This window comes from Geodermatophilus telluris, assembly GCF_900102745.1.
Lineage (GTDB): Bacteria > Actinomycetota > Actinomycetes > Mycobacteriales > Geodermatophilaceae > Geodermatophilus > Geodermatophilus telluris.
Genome location: NZ_FMZF01000001.1, coordinates 544,464 through 565,388 on the forward strand (window position 1 = coordinate 544,464; position 20,925 = coordinate 565,388).

The window sequence follows — 20,925 nt, forward strand, 5'->3', positions numbered from 1 at the left end:
TCCTCGTTCTTCTCGTCAGTGGCCGGTCAGACCCGGCGGCGCTTCTTCGGGCGGCAGCCGTTGTGCGGCTGCGGGGTCACGTCCTGGATCTGGCCGACCTCGAGGCCGGTGGCCTGCAGCGACCGGATCGCGGTCTCGCGGCCCGAGCCCGGGCCCTTGACGAAGACGTCGACCTTGCGCATGCCGTGCTCCTGGGCCTTGCGCGCGGCGTTCTCGGCGGCCATCTGGGCGGCGAACGGCGTGGACTTGCGCGAGCCCTTGAAGCCGACGTGGCCGGCGGAGGCCCAGCTGATCACGTTCCCGGTGGGGTCGGTGATCGACACGATCGTGTTGTTGAACGTGCTCTTGATGTGCGCGGCGCCGTGGGCGACGTTCTTCTTCTCCTTGCGGCGGACCTTCTTGGCACCAGCCGCGGCGCGAGCCCTGGGAGGCATGTCTCTCCGGTTTCCTTCTGATCGTGGCCAGATGCAGCACGGGGCGTGCCGCCGCTCCCGCCCTCACGGGTCGCCGCGGCGGCACGCCTGCGGCTTACTTCTTGCCGGCCTTCTTCTTGCCGGCGATGGTCTTGCGCGGGCCCTTGCTCGAGCGCGCGTTGGTGCGGGTGCGCTGACCGTGGACGGGCAGCCCGCGGCGGTGACGCAGCCCCTGGTAGCAGCCGATCTCCACCTTGCGGCGGATGTCGGCGGCCACCTCGCGGCGCAGGTCACCCTCGACGCGGAAGTGCTCGTCGATGTAGTCGCGCAGCCTCAGCAGGTCCTCGTCGCCGAGGTCCCGGACGCGCAGGTCGGGGCTGACGCCCGTCGCGGCCAGGGTCTCCTTGGCGTGGGCCTTGCCGATGCCGTAGATGTAGGTGAGCGCGATCTCCATCCGCTTCTCGCGGGGCAGGTCGACGCCGGCCAGTCGTGCCATGTCCAGGTACTCCCTCAGCCCTGCCGCTGCTTGTGGCGGGCGTTGTCGCAGATGACCATGACCCGGCCGTGCCGGCGGATCACCTTGCACTTGTCGCAGATCTTCTTCACCGACGGCTGGACCTTCACCGGTGCCGCCCCTCATTCCTGTCGATCGATGGCCGCCCGCGCGACACCCTCGGGGTGCCCCGCGCCGGCGGCGGTCACTTGTAGCGGTAGACGATGCGACCGCGCGTGAGGTCGTAGGGCGAGAGCTCCACGACGACGCGGTCCTCGGGCAGGATGCGGATGTAGTGCTGGCGCATCTTGCCGCTGATGTGGGCGAGCACCCGGTGTCCGTTCTGCAGCTCGACCCGGAACATCGCGTTGGGCAGCGGCTCGACGACGCGACCCTCGACCTCGATGGCCCCGTCCTTCTTCGCCATGCCCGACACGGCCTCCCTGACTCGGTGGTGCTGGTGGTCTCGTACTCCGTCCGCGTGCGACCATGCCGGGGCCCGGCAGCGGTCGTGCGCGGTGGGTGCAGAACAGGTGGTGCAGACGTTCCCGCGAGGGCGTCCCGGTCCGTGCGGCCACAGCACGACGACAGGACGGCGCGAACGCCGTCGTTCACTGTACCCCGCTGTCGCGGGGCGCTCCAACCCGGCCTCCGTCACACGAAGGACCCCCTGCCCCCTGCCACTCGCGAGCTCGCGGCGGGGCCCTGCAGGGGGCCACGGTGGACCTGCCCCAGGGCCGGTCACGTCACGTGCGGGGGGTGATCCCGAAGGGGGCCAGCCCCGCGACGCCGCCGTCCTCGGCCGTGAGGACCCACGGGCCCTCGGGCGTGATGGCGACGGTGTGCTCGAAGTGGGCGGCCCGCGAGCCGTCCTTGGTGACGACGGTCCAGCCGTCCTCGAGCTCGGCGGTGGCCGGGTCGCCCACGGTCACCATGGGCTCGATGGCCAGCGCGAGCCCCGGGACGAGCCGCGGCCCGCGACCGGGGCGGCCGTAGTTGAGGACGTGCGGGTCCTGGTGCATCTCGGTGCCGATGCCGTGGCCGCCGTAGTGGTCGACGATCCCGTACGGGTGCGTCTCGGCCGTGACGGCCTCCTCGACGGCGGCGCTGATGTCGGTGAGCCGCCCGCCGGCGACCGCACGGGCCAGCCCGGCCCACATCGACCGCTCGGTGACGGCGATCAGGGCGGCGTCCTCGGCCGACGGCGGCCCGACGGTCACGGTGACCGCGGAGTCGCCGTGCCAGCCCTCGAGGATGGCGCCGCAGTCGATCGAGATGTTGTCGCCCTCGGCGAGCGCCCGCTGGGGATCGGGGATGCCGTGCACGACCTCGTCGTTGATCGAGGCGCAGATGCTGCCGGTGAAGCCGTGGTAGCCGAGGAACGACGGGATGGCCCCGGCGGAGCGGATGCTGTCCTCGGCGATCGCGTCGAGCTCACCGGTGGTCACCCCGGGTCGCACGGCCGCGCGCACGGCCGCGATGGCGCGGGCCACGACGAGGCCCGCGCCGCGCATCAGCTCGATCTCGTGCGGCGTCTTGATCTGGATCATGCGTCCACTCCACTTGGCCAGCAGCGGGAGGCGGGTCAGGATCCCGGCCGACATCGGCGGCGCCGTCCCCTCAGCTGTCGTCCGACTGCCCGGGCCGCTCCAGGGCGGCCATCGCGCGGGCGGTGACCTCCTCGATCGAGCCGATGGCGTCGATCTGGGCGAGCAGCCCCTCGGATGCGTAGAAGCCGGAGAGGGGCGCGGTCTGTTCCCGGTAGACCTCCAGGCGGTGCCGGACGGTCTCGGGCTTGTCGTCGTCGCGCTGCACCCACTCGCCGTCGACGAGCATGCGGCGCCCCGACAGCCGGCGCACCAGCTCGTCCTCGTCGACGACGAGCTCCAGCACGCAGTCGAGGTGGTGGCCCAGCTCCTGCAGCGAGCCGCGCAGCTGCTCGCCCTGGGCGATCGTGCGCGGGAAGCCGTCGAGCAGGAAGCCGCCCTTGGCGTCGGTCTCGGCCAGCCGGTCCTTGACCATGGCGACGGTGATCTCGTCGGGCACCAGGTCACCGGCGTCCATGTAGGACTTGGCCTGCTTGCCGAGCTCGGTCTGCCCGCTGACGTTGGCGCGGAAGATGTCGCCGGTCGAGATGGCCGGCACCCCGAGGCGGCCGGCGATGACCTGGGCCTGGGTCCCCTTGCCCGCCCCGGGGGGGCCGAGCAGCACGACGCGCACTACTTCAGGAACCCTTCGTAGTTGCGCTGGTTGAGCTGCGTCTCGATCTGCTTCACGGTCTCCAAGCCCACTCCCACCATGATCAGCACTGCGGTCCCGCCGAACGGGAAGTTCTGGTTCGCTCCCTGCTGCGTGATCGACAGGAAGAAGTTGGGCAGCACCGCGACGATCCCGAGGTAGATCGACCCGGGCAGGGTGATCCGGGACAGCACGTACTGCAGGTACTCGGCCGTCGGGCGGCCCGGGCGGATGCCGGGGATGAAGCCGCCGTAGCGCTTCATGTCGTCGGCCCGCTCCTCCGGGTTGAAGGTGATCGACACGTAGAAGTACGTGAAGAACACGATCAGGCCGAAGTACAGGGCGACGTGCACCGGGCTGCTCTGGTCGATCACGTAGTTCTCGAAGAACTGCCGCACCGGACCGGTCTCGTCGCCCTGCAGCTGGGTGATCAGCTGCGGCAGGTAGAGCAGCGACGAGGCGAAGATGACCGGGATGACGCCGGCCTGGTTGACCTTCAGCGGCAGGTAGGTCGACGTCCCGCCGTACATGCGACGGCCGACCATCCGCTTGGCGTACTGCACCGGGATGCGCCGTTGCGCCTGCTCGACGTAGACGACGGCGCCGATGATCAGCAGCGCGAAGGCGCAGACGACGGCGAAGACGACGCCGCCGCGGGTCTGCAGGATCGAGCCGCCCTCGGCCGGGATGCGCGCGGCGATCGAGGTGAAGATCAGCACGGACATGCCGTTGCCGATCCCCTTCTCGGTGAGCAGCTCACCCAGCCACATGATCACCGCGGTGCCGGCGGTGAGGGTGATGACCAGGACGACGGTCGACCAGATGCTGTCCGACGGGATGATCTCCTGCTGGCAGCCGGGGAAGAGCTGGCCGCTGCGGGCCAGCGCGATGATGCCGGTGCTCTGCAGGATCGCCAGGGCGATCGTCAGGTAGCGGGTGTACTGGGTCAGCTTCTGCTGGCCCGACTGGCCTTCCTTCTTCAGCTGCTCGAAGCGCGGGATGACCACGACCAGCAGCTGCACGATGATGCTCGCCGTGATGTAGGGCATGATCCCGAGCGCGAACACCGACAGCCGCAGCAGCGCGCCGCCGGAGAACAGGTTGACCAGCGAGTAGACGTCGCGCTGGGACCCGGCCTGCGCCTGCTCTAGGCAGCTGTTGATCGCCTCGATCGACACCCCGGGCCCGGGCACCGAGGCACCCAGCCGGTAGACGGCGATGATCGCCAGGGAGAACAGCAGTTTGCGCCGGAGGTCTGGCGTCCGGAACGCCGCGGCGAACGCCTGCAGCACGTGCCCTCCCCAAGTCGGTCGAGTGAGATTAGCAACGGGCCCGTCCCGCAGTGCGGGACGGGCCCGTGCTCAGGCCCCGGTCAGGGCTCCACCGCCGACAGCGGTGGAGCCCTGACGCGGGACCGTGGTCAGATGCGGGTGGTGCTGCCCCCGGCCGCGGCGATCTTGTCGGCCGCGGAGGCCGAGAAGGCGTGCGCGTGCACGGTGACCTGCACGCCGCCGAGGTCCCCGGTACCGAGGACCTTGACCGGGTGGCCGCGCCGGACGGCGCCGGCCGCGGCCAGCGAGTCGGGGTCGACGTGCCCGCCCTGCGGGAACAGCGCCGCGATCCGGTCGAGGTTGACGACCTGGAACACGACCTTGTTCGGGTTCTTGAAGCCCGACATCTTGGGCAGCCGCATGTGCAGCGGCGTCTGACCGCCCTCGAAGCGCGCCGAGGTGTTGCCGCGCGCGCCGGTGCCCTTGGTGCCGCGACCGGCGGTCTTGCCCTTGGAGCCCTCACCCCGGCCGACGCGCGTCTTGGGGGTGTGGGCGCCCGGGGCCGGACGCAGGTGGTGGACCTTGAGAGTCATGGTGAGTCCCTGCTCAGATCTCTTCGACGGCGACGAGGTGCGGCACCGTCGCGACCATCCCGCGGATCTCGGGACGGTCCTCCTGCACGACCGTGTCGTTGATCCGCTTCAGGCCCAGCGAGCGCAGCGTCTGCCGCTGGTTGGGCTTGGAGCCGATCGCCGACCGGACCTGGGTGACCTTCAGCTGCGCCACGTCAGACCCCCTGACCCGCACGCGCCCGCAGCATGGCGGCCGGCGCGACGTCCTCGAGGGGCAGGCCGCGGCGGGCCGCGATCTCCTCGGGGCGGACGAGGTCCTTCAGCGCCTGCATGGTGGCGTGCACGATGTTGATCGGGTTCGACGAGCCGAGGCTCTTCGACAGCACGTCGTGGATGCCGGCGCACTCGAGCACGGCACGCACCGGGCCACCGGCGATGACACCGGTACCCGGGCTGGCCGGCTTGAGCAGCACGACGCCGGCCGCCGCCTCACCCTGCACGGGGTGCGGGATGGTGCTGGCGATGCGCGGCACCTTGTAGAAGTGCTTCTTGGCCTCCTCGACGCCCTTGGCGATCGCCGCGGGCACCTCCTTGGCCTTGCCGTAGCCGACGCCCACGGTGCCGTCACCGTCGCCGACGATCACCAGCGCGGTGAAGCTGAAGCGCCGGCCGCCCTTGACGACCTTCGACACGCGGTTGATGGCGACCACGCGCTCGATGTAGTTGCTCTTCTCGGCAGGCGCGCCGCCGGGCCCCCGCCCGCCGTCACGACGGTCGCGGCGGTCGTTGCCGCCGCCGGCGCCGCCGCCGCGTCGCTGTGGTCCTGGCATCAGACGTCCCTCTCGATCTGCTGGTTCGCGGAGCTGCTCATCAGAAGTCCAGCCCGCCCTCTCGCGCACCGTCGGCGAGCGCGGCGATGCGGCCCTGGTAGCGGTTGCCGCCACGGTCGAACACGACCTTGCTGATGCCGGCGGCCTGGGCGCGCTCGGCGACCAGGGCGCCGACGCGGCGGGCGAGGGTGGACTTGTCCCCCTCGGCGCTGCGCAGGCTGGCGTCCAGCGTCGAGGCACTGACCAGGGTACGGCCGACGGTGTCGTCGACGACCTGGACGTGGATGTGCCGCGAGCTGCGGTTGACCACCAGGCGCGGGCGCTCGGCCGTGCCGGAGACCCGCTTGCGGAGCCGGTTGTGGCGGCGCAGCCGCGAGACGCGGCGCGCGGTGCTGATGTCGGTGCCGACGGGCGTGTGCACCCGAGCGGTCTTCTCGGTCTGAGCCATCACTTACCCGTCTTCCCGACCTTGCGCTTCACGACCTCGCCCTGGTACCGGACGCCCTTGCCCTTGTACGGGTCGGGCTTCCGCAGGCCGCGGATGTTGGCGGCCACCTGGCCGACCTGCTGCTTGTCGATGCCGGTGACGCGCAGGCGCGTGGGCGACTCGACGGTGAAGGTGATGCCCTCCGGGGCCCTGACCGGCACCGGGTGGCTGTAGCCGAGGGCGAACTCGAGATCCGACCCCCGCGCCTGGACGCGGTAACCGACACCCACGATCTCGAGGGTCTTGGTGTAACCCTCGGTCACGCCGGTGATCATGTTCGCGATCAGCGTGCGGGACAGGCCGTGCAGGGCCCGGCTCTCGCGCTCGTCGTCGGGGCGCTGCACCGTGAGGACGCCGTCCTCGCCCTTCGCGACCGTGATCGGCGCGGCGACGGTGTGCGACAGGGTGCCCTTGGGACCCTTCACGCTGACCGTCTGCCCGTCGACGGCGACGTCCACGCCACCGGGCACGGTGATCGGCAGTCGTCCGATCCGTGACATCTCGCTCGCTCCTCTTACCAGACGTAGGCGAGGACTTCCCCGCCCACGCCCTTCTTGTTCGCCTGCCGGTCGGTCAGCAGCCCGGTCGAGGTGGAGATGATCGCCACCCCGAGGCCGCCGAGCACCTTGGGCAGGGCGTTCGACTTCGCGTAGACCCGCAGGCCCGGCTTGGACACCCGGCGCACCCCGGCGATGCTGCGCTCGCGGTTGGGGCCGTACTTCAGGTCGATCACCAGCTCCTTGCGGGTGGTGCCGTCCTTCTCGACCTCGTCGACGCGCCAGCCGGCGATGTAGCCCTCCTGCTGGAGGATCTCGGCGATGTGCGTCTTGAGCTTCGACGACGGCATCGCCGCCTGGTCGTGGTAGGCCGTGTTCGCGTTGCGCAGCCGCGTGAGCATGTCCGCGATCGGGTCGGTCATCGTCATGGGTGTCGTGCCTCTCTCACCGCGGTTCCACACGCGTCCCTCGCGTGGGCCTCTCGGCGTGGTGACGTACTGGAACGGCCCCCTCGCAGGCCCCCGCCGCGAGCCTGCGAGCGGTGGGGAGCGAGGGGGTCCTTCACCAGCTGGACTTGCTGACGCCCGGCAGCTCGCCGGCGTGCGCCATCTCCCGCAGGCAGATCCGGCACAGGCCGAACTTGCGGAAGACCGAGTGCGGGCGACCGCACCGCTGGCAGCGGGTGTAGCCGCGGACCGCGAACTTGGGCTTGCGGGCCGCCTTGTTGATCAGCGCCTTCTTGGCCATCTGTCTCTCCTGCCCCGGCTCAGCGGGTCGTGTTCACGACGGTCTGGCCGGCGAAGGGGAAGCCGAGCAGGCGGAGCAGCTCGCGACCCTCCTCGTCGGTCGTGGCGGTGGTGACCAGCGTGATGTCCATGCCGCGGGGACGGTCGATCTTGTCGACGTCGATCTCGCGGAACATCGACTGCTCGGTCAGCCCGAAGGTGTAGTTGCCGTGGCCGTCGAACTGCTTGGCGTTGAGGCCGCGGAAGTCGCGGATGCGGGGCAGGGCCAGCGCCAGGAGCCGGTCGAGGAACTCCCACATGCGGTCGCCGCGGAGGGTGACCTTGGCGCCGATGGGCATGCCCTCGCGCAGCTTGAACTGGGCGATCGACTTGCGCGCCCGGACCACGGCCGGACGCTGGCCGGTGATGGCGGTCAGGTCGCGGACCGCGCCGTCCATCAGCTTGGCGTCACGGGTGGCCTCACCGACGCCCATGTTGACGACGATCTTGGTGAGCCGCGGGATCTGCATGACGTTGCCGTAGCCGAACTCGTCCTGCAGGGCCGGCACGATCTGCTCGCGGTAGTGCGCCAGCAGGCGCGGGAGCTCGCGGGTGGGGGCGGTCATCGTCACAGGTCCTTACCGGTCCGCCGCGACACCCGGATGCTGCGGCCTTCCTCGTCCTTGCGGTAGCCGACCCGGGTCGGCTTGCCCTCCGAGTCGACCACCATCACCTTGCTGACGTGGATGGGAGCCTCCTGGGTGACGATGCCGCCCTGCTGCGCGCCCCGCTGGTTCGAGCTGATGCGGGTGTGCTTCTTGACGCGGCCGACGCCCTCGACGAGGACCTTCTGCAGCTTGGGGTAGGCGGCGATGACGCGGCCCTTGGCGCCCTTGTCACGGCCGGACAGCACCACGACGGTGTCGCCCTTCTTGACCTTCATCGACGGCGTCTTCTTCGTGTCGGTCATGGTCAGAGCACCTCCGGGGCGAGCGAGATGATCCGCATGAAGCGCTTGTCGCGCAGCTCCCGGCCGACCGGGCCGAAGATGCGGGTCCCGCGCGGGTCGCCGCTGTCGCGGATGATGACCGCGGCGTTCTCGTCGAAGCGGATGTAGGAGCCGTCGGGACGACGACGCTCCTTGGCCGTGCGGACGACGACGGCCTTGACCACGTCGCCGCGCTTGACGCCGGCGCCGGGCAGCGCGTCCTTGACGGTCGCCACGATGACGTCACCGATACCCGCGTAGCGCCGCCCGGAGCCGCCGAGCACCCGGATGCAGAGGATCTCCTTCGCACCGGTGTTGTCGGCGACCCGGAGCCGCGACTCCTGCTGGATCACGTCCTACTCCCAATCTCAGTGGTGACAGCCGGGCCGGAACGGTGAACCGGCTGTCCGGTTTCCCACGTGCGGACGCACCGGCGACGCGAGCCGCCGGTGCGTCCGACACGGGAACCGGGATGTGGCGCGCACCCGGAGGGGCGCCAGTCGTCCAGGCTACCTGGTCCCGTGCCGCGCCCCGGAGGGCGTGCGTCACAGGTGCCGGTGGACCCGGACGGGTGCTACTTGGCCTTCTCGACGACCTCGACCAGCCGCCACCGCTTGGTGGCCGACAGCGGCCGGGTCTCCATGATCTGCACGCGGTCACCGATGCCGGCGACCCCCTGCTCGTCGTGGGCCTTCAGCTTGCTGGTGCGCCGGAGGACCTTGCCGTACAGGCCGTGCTTCACGCGGTCCTCGACCTCGACGACGATGGTCTTGTCCATCTTGTCGCTCACCACGAGGCCCTCGCGGACCTTGCGGTAGCCGCGGCCGGCCAGGCCGGGACCGCTGGCGACGGCGGAGTTGTCGGGCTCGCTCATGCCACACCCTCGCTCGGGGCAGCCGAGAGGCCCAGCTCGCGCTCGCGCATGATCGTGTAGATCCGGGCGATGTCGCGGCGGACGGTCTGCAGCCGCCGGTTGTTGTCCAGCTGGCCGGTGGCCACCTGGAACCGCAGGTTGAACAGCTCTTCCTTGTGCTCACGCAGCCGCGTGGCGAGCTCGTCGGCAGACAGCTCGCGCAGCTCCGGGGCGGTCAGGCCGGCGGCCATCACACCTCTCCTTCACGCGTGATGAAGCGGCACTTCATCGGCAGCTTGTGGATGGCACGCCGCATGGCCTCGCGGGCCACCGGCTCGGCCACGCCCGACAGCTCGAACATGATCCGGCCGGGCTTGACGTTGGCCACCCACCACTCGGGCGAGCCCTTGCCGGACCCCATGCGGGTCTCGGCGGGCTTCTTGGTGAGCGGGCGGTCGGGGTAGATCGAGATCCACACCTTGCCGCCACGGCGGATGTGCCGGGTCATGGCGATACGGGCGGACTCGATCTGCCGGTTGGTCACGTAGGCCGGCTCGAGGGCCTGGATGGCGTACTCACCGAAGTTGATGGCGGTGCCGCCCTTGGCCCGGCCCGAACGGCTCGGGTGGTGCTGCTTGCGGTGCTTGACGCGCCGGGGGATCAGCACGTGTCAGCCCTCCGTCTGGGTCTCGGTCGCCGTGCTCTCGGCGGCCGCGGTCCCCTCGGGACCGGCGGCCTGGGCGACGGTCTGCTCGGGCGCGACCTCGCCGGAGGTCACGGCCACGGTGCTGTCGGCGGTGTCCGGGCCGGTCGTGGACTCGGCCGCGGCGCGGCCGGCCTCGGTGCCGCCGGCGGTGGTGCCGCTGGAGCCCGAGCGGCGGGGCCGCTGCGGGCGCTCACGGCGCTGCTGCCGGGCGGCGAGGGCCTCGAGGGCCTCCCGCTCGGCACGCGAGCCGCTGACGTCGCCCTTGTAGATCCACACCTTGACGCCGATGCGGCCGAAGGTGGTGCGGGCCTCGTACAGGCCGTAGTCGATGTTCGCGCGCAGCGTGTGCAGCGGCACCCGGCCCTCGCGGTAGAACTCCGACCGGCTCATCTCGGTGCCGCCCAGGCGCCCGGAGCACTGCACCCGGATGCCCTTGACCTGCGGGCTGCGCTGGGCCGACTGCATGGCCTTGCGCATGGCGCGGCGGAAGCTCACCCGGCTCGACAGCTGCTCGGCCACGGCCTGAGCCACCAGCTGCGCGTCGGCCTCGGGGTTCTTGACCTCGAGGATGTTGAGCTGCACCTGCTTGCCGGTCAGCTTCTCCAGCTCGCCGCGGATGCGGTCGGCCTCCGCGCCGCGGCGGCCGATGACGATGCCCGGCCGGGCGGTGTGGATGTCGACGCGGACCCGGTCGCGGGTGCGCTCGATCTCCACCTTGGAGATGCCGGCCCGCTCCATGCCCTTGGACATGAGCTTGCGGATGGCCACGTCTTCCTTGACGTAGTCCTTGTAGAGCTTGTCGGCGTACCACCGGGACTTGTAGTCGGTGGTGATGCCCAGGCGGAACCCGTGCGGGTTGACCTTCTGACCCACTAGCGGGTCCCTCCCCTCGTGTTGGAGCGCTGCTGCGTGCCCTGCTGGCCCGTCTGCTGCGTCGCCGGGCCGGACTGGCCGGTGCGGCGGCGCGCGGTGCGGGACTTGCCGGCCAGCTCGGCGCTGGCGCCGACCTCGGTCACCTCGACGGTGATGTGGCTCGTCCGCTTGTTGATCCGGTAGGCCCGGCCCTGCGCGCGCGGACGGATCCGCTTGAGCGTGGGGCCCTCGTCGACGTAGGCGGCGCTGACGACGAGCGCGGCCGGGTCCAGCCGCAGGTTGTGCTCGGCGTTGGCGACGGCGCTGGCGACGACCTTGGCCACCGGCTCGCTGGCCGCCTGCGGCGCGAACCGCAGGAGGGCCAGGGCCTCGTCGGTGGGCAGGTAGCGGATCAGGTCCACCACCCGGCGTGCCTTCATGGGGGCGACGCGGACGAACCGGGCGGTGGCCCGGGCGACCTGCGTCTCCTCTCCCAGCTGGGAAGTCATCTCGTGTCTCTCTCTCCCGGGACCGGTCAGCCCCGCCGCGACCGGCGGTCGTCCTTGACGTGGCCCCGGAAGGTCCGGGTGGGGGCGAACTCGCCGAGCTTGTGCCCGACCATCGCCTCGGTCACGAAGACCGGGACGTGCTTGCGCCCGTCGTGCACGGCGATGGTGTGGCCGAGCATGTCCGGGATGATCGTCGAGCGCCGGGACCAGGTCCGGATGACGGTCTTGGTGCCCTTGTCGTTCTGCGCGTCCACCTTGGCGAGCAGGTGGTCGTCGACGAACGGGCCCTTCTTGAGGCTGCGTGGCATGTCTGTCGGACTCCTCTACCCGCTCAGCGCTTCTTGTTGGTGCGGCGACGGCGCACGATCAGGGCGTCGCTGGCCTTGCGCTTGCGCGTGCGGCCCTCGGGCTTGCCCTTCGGGTTCACCGGGTGGCGACCACCGGAGGTCTTGCCCTCACCACCACCGTGCGGGTGGTCGACCGGGTTCATGGCGACACCGCGGACGGTCGGGCGCTTGCCCTTCCACCGCATCCGGCCGGCCTTGCCCCAGTTGATGTTCGACTGCTCGGCGTTGCCCACCTCGCCGACGGTGGCGCGGCAGCGCACGTCGACGTTGCGGATCTCGCCCGAGGGCATGCGCAGCTGCGCGAAGCGGCCCTCGCGGGCGACCAGCTGCACGCTGGTGCCGGCCGAGCGGGCGATCTTCGCCCCGCCGCCGGGACGCAGCTCGATCGCGTGCACCACGGTGCCGACCGGGATGTTGCGCAGCGGCAGGTTGTTGCCCGGCTTGATGTCGGCCGCGGGGCCGCACTCCACCGTGTCGCCCTGCTTGAGGCGGGCCGGCGCGATGATGTAGCGCTTCTCGCCGTCGGCGAAGTGCAGCAGCGCGATGCGCGAGGTGCGGTTCGGGTCGTACTCGATGTGCGCGACCTTGGCCGGCACGCCGTCCTTGTCGGCCCGGCGGAAGTCGATCAGCCGGTAGGCGCGCTTGTGCCCACCGCCCTGGTGCCGCGCGGTGACCTTCCCGTGGACGTTGCGCCCGCCGCGACCGTGCAGCGGCCGGACCAGCGACTTCTCGGGATGGTCGCGGGTGACCTCGGCGAAGTCGGCGACGCTGGAGCCGCGGCGGCCCGGCGTCGTCGGCTTGTACTTGCGGATAGCCATTGCTGACTCAGTTCCTCTGTCTCTGGTCCGAACGGTCGCGGCGCTCAGGCGCCGGGACCACCGAAGATCTCGATGCGGTCACCGGGGGCCACCGAGACGATGGCGCGCTTGGTGTCCTTGCGCTTGCCCAGCCGGGTGCCACGGCTGCGCTTGCGCTTGCCCTGGCGGTTGACCGTGTTCACGGACAGGACCTTGACGTTGAAGACCTGCTCCACGGCGATCTTGATCTGGGTCTTGTTCGCCTCGGGCAGCACCACGAACGTGTACTGGTTGTCGTCCAGCAGCCCGTAGCTCTTCTCCGAGATGACCGGCGACAGCAGGACGTCCCGGGGGTCGCGGACGCTCACGCCTTCTCCTCGGTGGTGGTGTCGGTGTCCAGGTCGGTGGTGCCCTGGGCCGGCTGGATCGACGGGATGGCACCCGGGATGTCCGGCGTCGTCAGGTCGGGCTTGGTGAGCGAGGTGCCCCGGCTGCCGCCGGCGTGCGGGCCGGCGACGAACTCGGCGAGCGCCGTCTCGGTGAAGACGACCTCGTCGGCGACCAGCACGTCGTAGGTGTTGAGCTGGCCGGCCTCGAGCAGGTGCACGCGCGGCTCGTTGCGCAGGCTCACCCAGTTGAGGACGTCGTCGCGGTCGAGGACCACGAGCACCCGCTTGGCGGAGCTGACGGCGTCCAGGGTGGCCAGGGCCGCCTTCGTCTTCGGGGCGTCGCCCTCGACGAAGGTGGTCACGACGTGCACCCGGCCCTCGCGCGCCCGGTCGGAGAGGGCACCGCGCAGGGCGGCGGCCTTCATCTTCTTGGGGGTGCGCTGCGAGTAGTCGCGCGGCTGGGGGCCGTGCACGGTCCCACCACCGGTGAACTGCGGCGCGCGGATCGAGCCCTGGCGGGCGCGGCCGGTGCCCTTCTGGCGGTAGGGCTTGACGCCACCGCCGCTGACGGCGCCGCGGGTCTTGGTGGCGTGCGTGCCCTGGCGGGCGGCGGCCAGCTGCGCGACGACCACCTGGTGCAGGAGCGCGACGTTGGCGGTCGCGTCGAAGAGGTCACCGGGCAGCGTGACGCTGCCGGAGGTCTCCCCCGCCGGCGTCCGGACGTCGACCTGGCGGTCGGCGCGAGCGCCCTCGGTCGCGGTGGACTGGGTCACTGGTTGTCACTCCCCACGGGACCGCCCTTGACCGCCGACCGGACGAGCACGAGCCCACCCTTCGGACCGGGGACGGCACCCTTGATCAGGATGAGGCCGCGCTCGGTGTCGACCTTGTGGACGACGAGCGAGAGGGTCGTCGTCTTGACCGCACCCATGCGGCCGGCCATCTTCAGGCCCTTGAAGACGCGGCCGGGGGTCGAGGCGCCGCCGATCGAGCCGGGCGAGCGGTGCTTGCGCTGGGTGCCGTGCGCGGCGCCCAGGCCCCGGAAGCCGTGGCGCTTCATGACGCCGGCGGTGCCCTTGCCCTTGCTGGTGCCGATGACGTCGACCTTGGCCACGCCGTCGAACACCTCGGCGGTCAGCTCCTGGCCGACCGTGTAGTTGCCGGCGTCCTCCGTGCGGAGCTCCACCACGTGGCGGCGCGGCGTCACACCGGCCTTGGCGAAGTGGCCACCCTCGGGCTTGTTCACCTTGCGGGGGTCGATCTCGCCGAAGCCGAGCTGGACGGCCGAGTAGCCGTCGACCTCGGGGGTGCGCACCTGCGTCACCACGTTCGGGCCCGCCTTGACGACGGTCACCGGCACGATGCGGTTGTTCTCGTCGAAGACCTGGGTCATCCCCAGCTTCTCGCCGAGGAGCCCGCGGAACGTACTCGCCATGACTGGTCTCGGTCCCTTACTGGATGTTCACGTCGACCGAGGCCGGCAGGTCGATGCGCATGAGCGCGTCGACCGTCTTCGGCGTCGGGTCGAGGATGTCGATGAGCCGCTTGTGCGTGCGCATCTCGAAGTGCTCGCGCGAGTCCTTGTACTTGTGCGGCGAGCGGATGACGCAGTACACGTTCTTCTCCGTCGGCAGCGGCACCGGGCCGACGACGCGCGCACCGGTCTTGGTCACCGTGTCGACGATGCGCCGCGCCGAGGCGTCGATCGCCTCGTGGTCGTAGGCCTTCAGCCGGATGCGGATCTTCTGTCCCGCCATCGCTGTCTTCTGCTCCTGCCGATCGGTGTTCGTTCGTAGCTGGGGAACGCCGGGTGGTCGCGACCGTCATCCGGTCGGCCCCAGCGGTTCGGGTGGTGTCGCACACAGGGCGGCCACCCGGGGACGGGCGGCGGCACAGGGGTGCGCCGCCGCCCGTCGGGGGTGTTACTTGATGATCTTGGTGACGCGACCGGCGCCGACGGTGCGGCCACCCTCACGGATGGCGAACCGCAGGCCCTCCTCCATGGCGATCGGCTGGATCAGCTCGACCGTCATCTCGGTGTTGTCGCCCGGCATGACCATCTCGGTGCCGGCCGGCAGGGTCACGACGCCGGTGACGTCCGTGGTCCGGAAGTAGAACTGCGGACGGTAGTTGTTGAAGAACGGCGTGTGGCGGCCACCCTCGTCCTTCGAGAGGATGTAGACCGAACCCTCGAAGTTGGTGTGCGGGGTGATCGAGCCGGGCTTCACGACGACCTGGCCGCGCTCCACGTCCTCGCGCTTGATACCGCGCAGCAGCAGGCCCACGTTGTCGCCGGCCTGGCCCTGGTCGAGCAGCTTGCGGAACATCTCGACGCCGGTGACGGTGGTCGAGGTCGAGTTGGGGCGGATGCCGACGATCTCGACGGTCTCCGACACCTTGACGATGCCGCGCTCCACGCGACCGGTGACGACGGTGCCGCGACCGGTGATGGTGAAGACGTCCTCGACGGGCATGAGGAACGGCTTGTCGATCTCGCGCTCGGGCTCGGGGATCGCCGTGTCGACGGCGGTCATGAGCTCCATGAGCTTGTCGCCCCACTCGGCGTCGCCCTCGAGGGCCTTGAGCGCCGAGACGCGGACCACGGGGACGTCGTCGCCCGGGAACTCGTACTCGGAGAGCAGCTCGCGGACCTCCAGCTCGACGAGCTCGAGGATCTCCTCGTCGTCGACCATGTCGGCCTTGTTGAGCGCCACGACGATGTAGGGGACGCCGACCTGGCGGGCCAGGAGCACGTGCTCCTTGGTCTGCGGCATCGGGCCGTCGGTCGCGGCGACCACCAGGATCGCGCCGTCCATCTGGGCGGCACCGGTGATCATGTTCTTGATGTAGTCGGCGTGCCCGGGGCAGTCGACGTGCGCGTAGTGACGGTTCTCCGTCTGGTACTCGACGTGGGCGATCGAGATCGTGATGCCGCGGGCCTTCTCCTCGGGCGCCTTGTCGATCTGGTCGAAGGCCGACGCCTCGTTGAGGTCCGGGTACTTGTCGTGCAGCACCTTGGTGATCGCCGCGGTCAGCGTGGTCTTGCCGTGGTCGATGTGCCCGATGGTGCCGATGTTGACGTGCGGCTTGGTCCGCTCGAACTTGGCCTTGGCCACTGGGTTCCTCTCCTCGTGGTCTCGCGTAGTGCGCGAACTCTGGGGTGGGCTTGCTGGGGGTGCCGGGCGGGGACGTACCCCGCCCGGCGGGTCACTCGCCGGTGGCCTTGGCGATGATCTCCTTGGCCACGTTCTGCGGGACCTCGGCGTACGAGTCGAACACCATGGTGTAGCTCGCCCGCCCCTGGGTGCGGCTGCGCAGGTCGCCCACGTAGCCGAACATCTCCGAGAGCGGGACGAGGGCCCGGACGACGCGGGCGCCGGAGCGCTCCTCCATCGCCTGGATCATCCCGCGCCGGGAGTTCAGGTCGCCGATGACGTCGCCCATGTAGTCCTCGGGCGTGACGACCTCGACGGCCATCATCGGCTCGAGCAGGGCCGGGCTGGCCTTGCGGGCGGCCTCCTTGAAGACCATCGAGCCGGCGATCTTGAAGGCCATCTCCGAGGAGTCGACCTCGTGGTACTGGCCGTCGACGAGGGTCGCCTTGACGCCCACCATGGGGTAGCCGGCGAGGATGCCGTACTGCATGGCGTCCTGCATGCCCTGGTCGACCGAGGGGATGTACTCCCTCGGGATGCGACCACCGGTGACGGCGTTGACGAACTCGTAGGTCGGGCCGTCGGCGGCGACCTCGAGCGGCTCGATGCTCACCTGCACCTTGGCGAACTGGCCGGACCCACCCGTCTGCTTCTTGTGGGTGTAGTCGACCTTCTCGACCGCCTTGCGGATGGTCTCGCGGTAGGCCACCTGCGGCTTGCCGACGTTGGCCTCGACGCGGAACTCGCGCCGCATGCGGTCGACGAGGATCTCCAGGTGCAGCTCGCCCATGCCGGAGATGACCGTCTGGCCGGTCTCCTCGTCGAGCCTGACCTGGAAGGTCGGGTCCTCCTCGGCCAGCTTCTGGATGGCCGTGCCGAGCTTCTCCTGGTCACCCTTGGTCTTGGGCTCGATGGCCACCGAGATGACCGGGGCCGGGAAGGTCATCGACTCGAGGATCACCGGGTTCTGCGGGTCGCAGAGGGTGTCCCCGGTCGTCGTCTGCTTGAGGCCGACGACGGCGACGATCTGGCCGGCGCCCACGCCCTCGCGCTCCTCGCGCTTGTTGGCGTGCATCTGGTAGATCTTGCCGATCCGCTCCTTGCGGTCCTTGGTGCTGTTGAGCACCGGGGACCCGGAGGAGAGCCGGCCCGAGTACACGCGGACGTAGGTCAGCTTGCCGAGGTGCTGGTCGGTCTGGATCTTGAAGGCCAGCGCGGAGAACGGCTCGTCCTCGTCGGCGTGCCGCAGGACCTCGGTCTCGCCGTCCATGGCGGTGCCGACGATCGCCTCGACGTCCAGCGGGCTGGGCAGGTAGTCGGTGACCGCGTCGAGCAGGGGCTGCACGCCCTTGTTCTTGAACGCCGTGCCGGTGAGCACCGGGTTGATCTGCGCGGCGATGGTCGCCTTGCGGATCGCGGCCTTCAGCTGCTCGACGGTGATCTCCTCGCCGCCGAGGTAGGCCTCCATGAGGTCGTCGTCGGTCTCGGCGACGGTCTCGAGCAGCTTCTCGCGGTACTCGGCGGCCTGGTCGGCGAGCTCGGCGGGGATCTCCTCGACGGCGTAGTCCTCACCCATGGCGGTCTCACCGCGCCAGGTGAGGGCGCGCATCTGCACCAGGTCGACGACGCCGATGAAGTCGGCCTCGGCACCGATGGGCAGCTGCAGCACCGCGGGGTTGGCGGCCAGCCGCTCGACCATCATGTCGACGCAGCGGAAGAAGTCCGCGCCGGTGCGGTCGAGCTTGTTGACGAAGCACATGCGCGGGACGCCGTACTTCTCCGCCTGCCGCCAGACCTGCTCGGTCTGCGGCTCGACGCCGGCGACACCGTCGTAGACGGCCACGGCACCGTCGAGCACGCGCAGGGAGCGCTCCACCTCGACGGTGAAGTCGACGTGCCCCGGGGTGTCGATGATGTTGATGTCGAAGCCGTTCCAGGAGCACTTCGTCGCGGCGGACGTGATGGTGATGCCGCGCTCCTGCTCCTGCTCCATCCAGTCCATCGTGGCCGCGCCGTCGTGGACCTCACCGATCTTGTAGTTGATGCCGGTGTAGAAGAGGATGCGCTCGGTCGTCGTGGTCTTGCCCGCGTCGATGTGCGCCATGATCCCGATGTTGCGGGTCTTGGCGAGCTGGGCCTGGGTGTCGGCCATGGGTCTCTCCTCTTTGGATCTCGGTCCGCGTGCGGTGTTCCGGGCGGTGGCCCGGAACACCCGCCGGCCGCGGGGGCTGGCGGAGCCAGCCGGGGTGCGACTACCAGCGGTAGTGCGCGAAGGCCTTGTTCGACTCGGCCATCTTGTGCGTGTCCTCGCGGCGCTTGACCGCGGCACCGAGGCCGTTGCTGGCGTCGAGCAGCTCGTTCATGAGGCGCTCGGTCATCGTCTTCTCGCGGCGGGCGCGGCTGTACTGGATCAGCCAGCGCAGGCCCAGCGTGGTGCTGCGGGACGCGCGGACCTCGACCGGGACCTGGTAGGTCGCACCACCGACGCGGCGGCTGCGGACCTCGAGGGCCGGCTTGACGTTGTCCAGCGCGCGCTTGAGCGTGACCACCGGGTCTGTGTCGGTCTTGGCGCGGCAGCCCTCGAGGGCGCCGTAGACGATCGACTCGGCGACCGAGCGCTTGCCGTCGACCAGGACCTTGTTCACCAGCTGGGTGACCAGCGGCGACTGGTAGACCGGGTCGTTGACCAGCGGACGGCGCGGCGCGGGGCCCTTGCGCGGCATGTCAGCTCTTCTCCTTCTTCGCGCCGTACCGGCTGCGAGCCTGCTTGCGGTTGCGGACGCCCTGGGTGTCCAGCGAGCCGCGGATGATCTTGTAACGCACACCCGGGAGGTCCTTCACGCGGCCGCCGCGCACGAGCACCATCGAGTGCTCCTGCAGGTTGTGGCCGACGCCCGGGATGTAGGCCGTCACCTCGATGCCACTGGTGAGGCGGACGCGAGCGACCTTCCGCAGCGCCGAGTTCGGCTTCTTCGGCGTCGTCGTGTACACGCGGGTGCACACGCCGCGACGCTGAGGGGAGCCCTTCAGCGCCGGGGTCTTGGTCTTCTCGACCTTGTCCTCGCGGCCCTTGCGGACCAGCTGGTTGATCGTGGGCATGGGTGGCCTGGATCTCCTACCTGCGCTGGGTCGTGCATGTGGACGGTGCTGCTGTCGTGTCGCCGGTGCCGGTCCTGCCGGGGCCGTCCGGTCGCGCTCCTGCCACCACCGGCCCCCGCGGTCGGGCGTGTCGCCCTCCCCGGGACCGGCCGCGCGTCGGACCGGACGGATCGCCCCCCGCGACTCGGCGCCGCCACCTCGGGTCGCCGTCCTGTCGTGGACGGGCGGCCGGGGCGGACCCGCGGCCTGGAGGACGGACCTCCGGACACCCAGGCGCACCGCGAACGGGAGCAGGCCCAGGGCACCCTGGGCACGGCTGACCACGATACCCGCGTGCTCGGAGGCGGTCAAAACCGGGTCCCGGGCACCCGACGGGCAGGCAGGGCCTGCCCCTCGTGTGGACCCGCCGGGCACAACGGCTGCTCTGCCGTGGCCATTCCCCGGGGCCGCCGTCCGAGCCGTGCGCCGGGCACCGCTCGGGGGGTGGCGAGGACCATACCGCGGGAGGGCACCGGTGCCGGGGTCCCGGACGGCGGGTCACCCGGCAGCGTCACCGGCGCGCGACTGTCAGACCCTCCCCCTACGGTCGGTCGCAGGAGAGGCACCCACAGCGACGGAGGTCACCGTGCTCATCGACTCGGCGCGCGAGCTCAAGGCGCGTCTGTCCGCCCGGCTGGCCGAGGGCCTCCCGGCGGTCACCGCGAGCGGGCTGGGCGGGCGGCTGTGGACGCGGCCGGCCATCGGGCTGGCGCCGGTGGCGCCCGGCCGCGTCCACCTGGCCATCCGCGTCGTGACTCCCGACGACGCGCGCATCCTGCTCACCGGCCTCGACGAGACGGTGCGCCGCGAGGTCGACGTCCGGGTGACCGGTCCGATACTGCCGCACTCGTCCTCCCCCACCCGGCTGCGGCAGCCCACCCGGCCACTGGTCCCCGGGCTGTCGGTGGCCCACCCCTCGGTGTCCGCGGGGACCCTCGGCGGCTTCGTCCGGCTCGGGGGGCGGCTGGCGGTCCTGTCGAACAACCACGTGCTCGCGGCGGCCGACGCGGGCGCGGTCGGCGACGCGGTCCTGCAGCCCGGCCCCGCGGACGGGGGTGCGCCCGGCGACCGCGTGGCCACGCTGGCCGCCGTCGCGCCGCTCGCCGGGAGCGGCAACCGGGTCGACGCCGCCGTCGCCACCCTGGACGAGGGCGTCACGGCCGAGCCGGGCGGCTACCCCGGCGGCCCGCTGGCCGCGACGGTGCCCGACGCGCTGGAGGTCGAACCCGACGAGGACGTGGAGAAGGTCGGCCGGACGACGGGCCACACGCGCGGGCGGGTCAGTGCGGTGGAGGTGGACGGCGTGGCCGTCCAGTACGACGACGGGGTGCACGTCTTCGACGACCAGATCGAGATCGAGGGCCTGGCCGGCCCCTTCTCCGCCGGGGGCGACAGCGGGTCGGTGATCTGGCGCAGCGCCGACCGGGCGCCGGTGGCGCTGCTGTTCGCCGGCAGCTCCACGGGCGGCACCCACGGCGCGGGGCTCACCTTCGCCCACCCGCTGTCGGCCGTGCTGGCCGTGCTCGGTGTGGAGTGGGTCGCCTCCTGAGGTCCCCTCCCTGGTCAGGGGGATGTCGCTCCGGGCGAGGACGGGGCACCATGGGGAGGTGACCGAGCCCGTACGGCCGCCCGGGGACCTCCCACCTCCGGGCGTCAGGCCTCCGG

33 protein-coding genes are annotated in these 20,925 nt (G+C 70.9%); 1 reads left to right on the forward strand and 32 read right to left on the reverse strand.

Annotation, left to right across the window (positions count from 1 at the left end; translation table 11 throughout):
- Positions 1-26: 26 nt before the first annotated feature.
- The 32 genes from rpsK to rpsL form a co-directional block, all read right to left on the reverse strand.
- Positions 27-434: a 30S ribosomal protein S11 gene (gene rpsK, locus BLQ97_RS02595; protein WP_012950456.1), complete on the reverse strand. Its 408-nt coding sequence runs from the start codon at positions 432-434 to the stop codon at positions 27-29.
- Positions 435-528: 94 nt separating this feature from the next.
- Positions 529-909 carry a 30S ribosomal protein S13 gene (gene rpsM, locus BLQ97_RS02600; protein ID WP_091108654.1) on the reverse strand — a complete coding sequence of 127 codons (381 nt, stop codon included), beginning with the start codon at positions 907-909 and terminating at the stop codon, positions 529-531.
- Positions 910-923: 14 nt separating this feature from the next.
- A complete protein-coding gene (rpmJ, locus tag BLQ97_RS02605) occupies positions 924-1,037 on the reverse strand; it encodes a 50S ribosomal protein L36 (protein ID WP_012950458.1) in 114 nt (37 codons plus the stop codon).
- 74 nt (positions 1,038-1,111) lie between these two features.
- Positions 1,112-1,333, reverse strand: coding sequence for a translation initiation factor IF-1 (gene infA, locus BLQ97_RS02610; protein WP_012950459.1), 222 nt, complete (start codon positions 1,331-1,333; stop codon positions 1,112-1,114).
- Positions 1,334-1,652: 319 nt separating this feature from the next.
- Entirely contained in the window at positions 1,653-2,510 is an 858-nt protein-coding gene (gene map, locus BLQ97_RS02615; protein ID WP_245691742.1) for a type I methionyl aminopeptidase, read from the reverse strand.
- A 16-nt stretch (positions 2,511-2,526) separates the two neighbouring features.
- On the reverse strand, positions 2,527-3,117 hold the full coding sequence (locus BLQ97_RS02620; RefSeq protein WP_425402606.1) for an adenylate kinase: 591 nt from the start codon (positions 3,115-3,117) through the stop codon (positions 2,527-2,529).
- 8 nt (positions 3,118-3,125) lie between these two features.
- Positions 3,126-4,436 (reverse strand): preprotein translocase subunit SecY, encoded by a 1,311-nt coding sequence (secY, locus tag BLQ97_RS02625; protein ID WP_091362941.1) that lies wholly within the window; start codon positions 4,434-4,436, stop codon positions 3,126-3,128.
- Between the two features lie 128 nt (positions 4,437-4,564).
- Positions 4,565-5,008: a 50S ribosomal protein L15 gene (gene rplO, locus BLQ97_RS02630; RefSeq protein ID WP_091362943.1), complete on the reverse strand. Its 444-nt coding sequence runs from the start codon at positions 5,006-5,008 to the stop codon at positions 4,565-4,567.
- 13 nt (positions 5,009-5,021) lie between these two features.
- Complete coding sequence (gene rpmD / locus BLQ97_RS02635) at positions 5,022-5,201, reverse strand: 50S ribosomal protein L30 (protein WP_091362945.1); 180 nt, start codon at positions 5,199-5,201, stop codon at positions 5,022-5,024.
- Position 5,202: 1 nt separating this feature from the next.
- Positions 5,203-5,817 (reverse strand): 30S ribosomal protein S5, encoded by a 615-nt coding sequence (rpsE, locus tag BLQ97_RS02640; protein ID WP_026857030.1) that lies wholly within the window; start codon positions 5,815-5,817, stop codon positions 5,203-5,205.
- 40 nt (positions 5,818-5,857) lie between these two features.
- Positions 5,858-6,265 (reverse strand): 50S ribosomal protein L18, encoded by a 408-nt coding sequence (gene rplR, locus BLQ97_RS02645; protein WP_091363860.1) that lies wholly within the window; start codon positions 6,263-6,265, stop codon positions 5,858-5,860.
- Positions 6,265-6,804 (reverse strand): 50S ribosomal protein L6, encoded by a 540-nt coding sequence (gene rplF, locus BLQ97_RS02650; RefSeq protein WP_091362947.1) that lies wholly within the window; start codon positions 6,802-6,804, stop codon positions 6,265-6,267. The genes rplR and rplF overlap by 1 nt, the downstream gene beginning before the upstream one ends.
- A gap of 14 nt (positions 6,805-6,818) precedes the next feature.
- Entirely contained in the window at positions 6,819-7,223 is a 405-nt protein-coding gene (rpsH, locus tag BLQ97_RS02655) for a 30S ribosomal protein S8 (protein ID WP_425402607.1), read from the reverse strand.
- Between the two features lie 139 nt (positions 7,224-7,362).
- The gene (locus tag BLQ97_RS02660; RefSeq protein WP_012950469.1) at positions 7,363-7,548 is read right to left on the reverse strand and encodes a type Z 30S ribosomal protein S14; all 186 of its coding nucleotides are present in this window, start codon (positions 7,546-7,548) and stop codon (positions 7,363-7,365) included.
- A 19-nt stretch (positions 7,549-7,567) separates the two neighbouring features.
- Positions 7,568-8,152, reverse strand: a complete 585-nt coding sequence (rplE, locus tag BLQ97_RS02665) for a 50S ribosomal protein L5 (RefSeq protein WP_091362950.1) — start codon at positions 8,150-8,152, stop codon at positions 7,568-7,570.
- A gap of 2 nt (positions 8,153-8,154) precedes the next feature.
- Positions 8,155-8,496, reverse strand: coding sequence for a 50S ribosomal protein L24 (rplX, locus tag BLQ97_RS02670; RefSeq protein WP_425402608.1), 342 nt, complete (start codon positions 8,494-8,496; stop codon positions 8,155-8,157).
- A gap of 2 nt (positions 8,497-8,498) precedes the next feature.
- On the reverse strand, positions 8,499-8,867 hold the full coding sequence (rplN, locus tag BLQ97_RS02675) for a 50S ribosomal protein L14 (RefSeq protein ID WP_072919076.1): 369 nt from the start codon (positions 8,865-8,867) through the stop codon (positions 8,499-8,501).
- A gap of 221 nt (positions 8,868-9,088) precedes the next feature.
- Positions 9,089-9,388 (reverse strand): 30S ribosomal protein S17, encoded by a 300-nt coding sequence (gene rpsQ / locus BLQ97_RS02680; RefSeq protein ID WP_091362952.1) that lies wholly within the window; start codon positions 9,386-9,388, stop codon positions 9,089-9,091.
- On the reverse strand, positions 9,385-9,618 hold the full coding sequence (rpmC, locus tag BLQ97_RS02685; RefSeq protein ID WP_091363863.1) for a 50S ribosomal protein L29: 234 nt from the start codon (positions 9,616-9,618) through the stop codon (positions 9,385-9,387). Before rpmC ends, rpsQ begins: the two co-directional genes overlap by 4 nt.
- Entirely contained in the window at positions 9,618-10,034 is a 417-nt protein-coding gene (gene rplP, locus BLQ97_RS02690; protein WP_091362954.1) for a 50S ribosomal protein L16, read from the reverse strand. The genes rpmC and rplP overlap by 1 nt, the downstream gene beginning before the upstream one ends.
- A 3-nt stretch (positions 10,035-10,037) precedes the next feature.
- Positions 10,038-10,946, reverse strand: a complete 909-nt coding sequence (gene rpsC / locus BLQ97_RS02695; protein ID WP_091362955.1) for a 30S ribosomal protein S3 — start codon at positions 10,944-10,946, stop codon at positions 10,038-10,040.
- The gene (gene rplV / locus BLQ97_RS02700; protein ID WP_091362957.1) at positions 10,946-11,434 is read right to left on the reverse strand and encodes a 50S ribosomal protein L22; all 489 of its coding nucleotides are present in this window, start codon (positions 11,432-11,434) and stop codon (positions 10,946-10,948) included. Before rplV ends, rpsC begins: the two co-directional genes overlap by 1 nt.
- A 26-nt stretch (positions 11,435-11,460) precedes the next feature.
- The gene (gene rpsS / locus BLQ97_RS02705) at positions 11,461-11,742 is read right to left on the reverse strand and encodes a 30S ribosomal protein S19 (protein WP_091362959.1); all 282 of its coding nucleotides are present in this window, start codon (positions 11,740-11,742) and stop codon (positions 11,461-11,463) included.
- Positions 11,743-11,765: 23 nt separating this feature from the next.
- Positions 11,766-12,599, reverse strand: coding sequence for a 50S ribosomal protein L2 (gene rplB / locus BLQ97_RS02710; protein ID WP_075013309.1), 834 nt, complete (start codon positions 12,597-12,599; stop codon positions 11,766-11,768).
- A 44-nt stretch (positions 12,600-12,643) separates the two neighbouring features.
- Positions 12,644-12,946, reverse strand: a complete 303-nt coding sequence (gene rplW / locus BLQ97_RS02715; RefSeq protein ID WP_091108667.1) for a 50S ribosomal protein L23 — start codon at positions 12,944-12,946, stop codon at positions 12,644-12,646.
- On the reverse strand, positions 12,943-13,740 hold the full coding sequence (gene rplD, locus BLQ97_RS02720; RefSeq protein ID WP_091362961.1) for a 50S ribosomal protein L4: 798 nt from the start codon (positions 13,738-13,740) through the stop codon (positions 12,943-12,945). The genes rplW and rplD overlap by 4 nt, the downstream gene beginning before the upstream one ends.
- Positions 13,737-14,402 (reverse strand): 50S ribosomal protein L3, encoded by a 666-nt coding sequence (gene rplC, locus BLQ97_RS02725; RefSeq protein ID WP_091362962.1) that lies wholly within the window; start codon positions 14,400-14,402, stop codon positions 13,737-13,739. The genes rplD and rplC overlap by 4 nt, the downstream gene beginning before the upstream one ends.
- A gap of 16 nt (positions 14,403-14,418) precedes the next feature.
- A complete protein-coding gene (gene rpsJ / locus BLQ97_RS02730) occupies positions 14,419-14,724 on the reverse strand; it encodes a 30S ribosomal protein S10 (protein ID WP_014742859.1) in 306 nt (101 codons plus the stop codon).
- A 165-nt stretch (positions 14,725-14,889) separates the two neighbouring features.
- Entirely contained in the window at positions 14,890-16,083 is a 1,194-nt protein-coding gene (tuf, locus tag BLQ97_RS02735) for an elongation factor Tu (RefSeq protein WP_091108670.1), read from the reverse strand.
- A 91-nt stretch (positions 16,084-16,174) separates the two neighbouring features.
- On the reverse strand, positions 16,175-18,274 hold the full coding sequence (gene fusA, locus BLQ97_RS02740) for an elongation factor G (protein WP_091362964.1): 2,100 nt from the start codon (positions 18,272-18,274) through the stop codon (positions 16,175-16,177).
- A 100-nt stretch (positions 18,275-18,374) separates the two neighbouring features.
- Positions 18,375-18,845 (reverse strand): 30S ribosomal protein S7, encoded by a 471-nt coding sequence (gene rpsG / locus BLQ97_RS02745; protein ID WP_075013303.1) that lies wholly within the window; start codon positions 18,843-18,845, stop codon positions 18,375-18,377.
- 1 nt (position 18,846) lies between these two features.
- A complete protein-coding gene (rpsL, locus tag BLQ97_RS02750; protein WP_012950487.1) occupies positions 18,847-19,221 on the reverse strand; it encodes a 30S ribosomal protein S12 in 375 nt (124 codons plus the stop codon).
- Between the two features lie 625 nt (positions 19,222-19,846).
- On the opposite strand from rpsL, the gene BLQ97_RS02755 reads away from it, so the two are divergent.
- Positions 19,847-20,809, forward strand: coding sequence for a chymotrypsin family serine protease (locus BLQ97_RS02755; protein ID WP_091362966.1), 963 nt, complete (start codon positions 19,847-19,849; stop codon positions 20,807-20,809).
- Positions 20,810-20,925 lie beyond the last annotated feature (116 nt).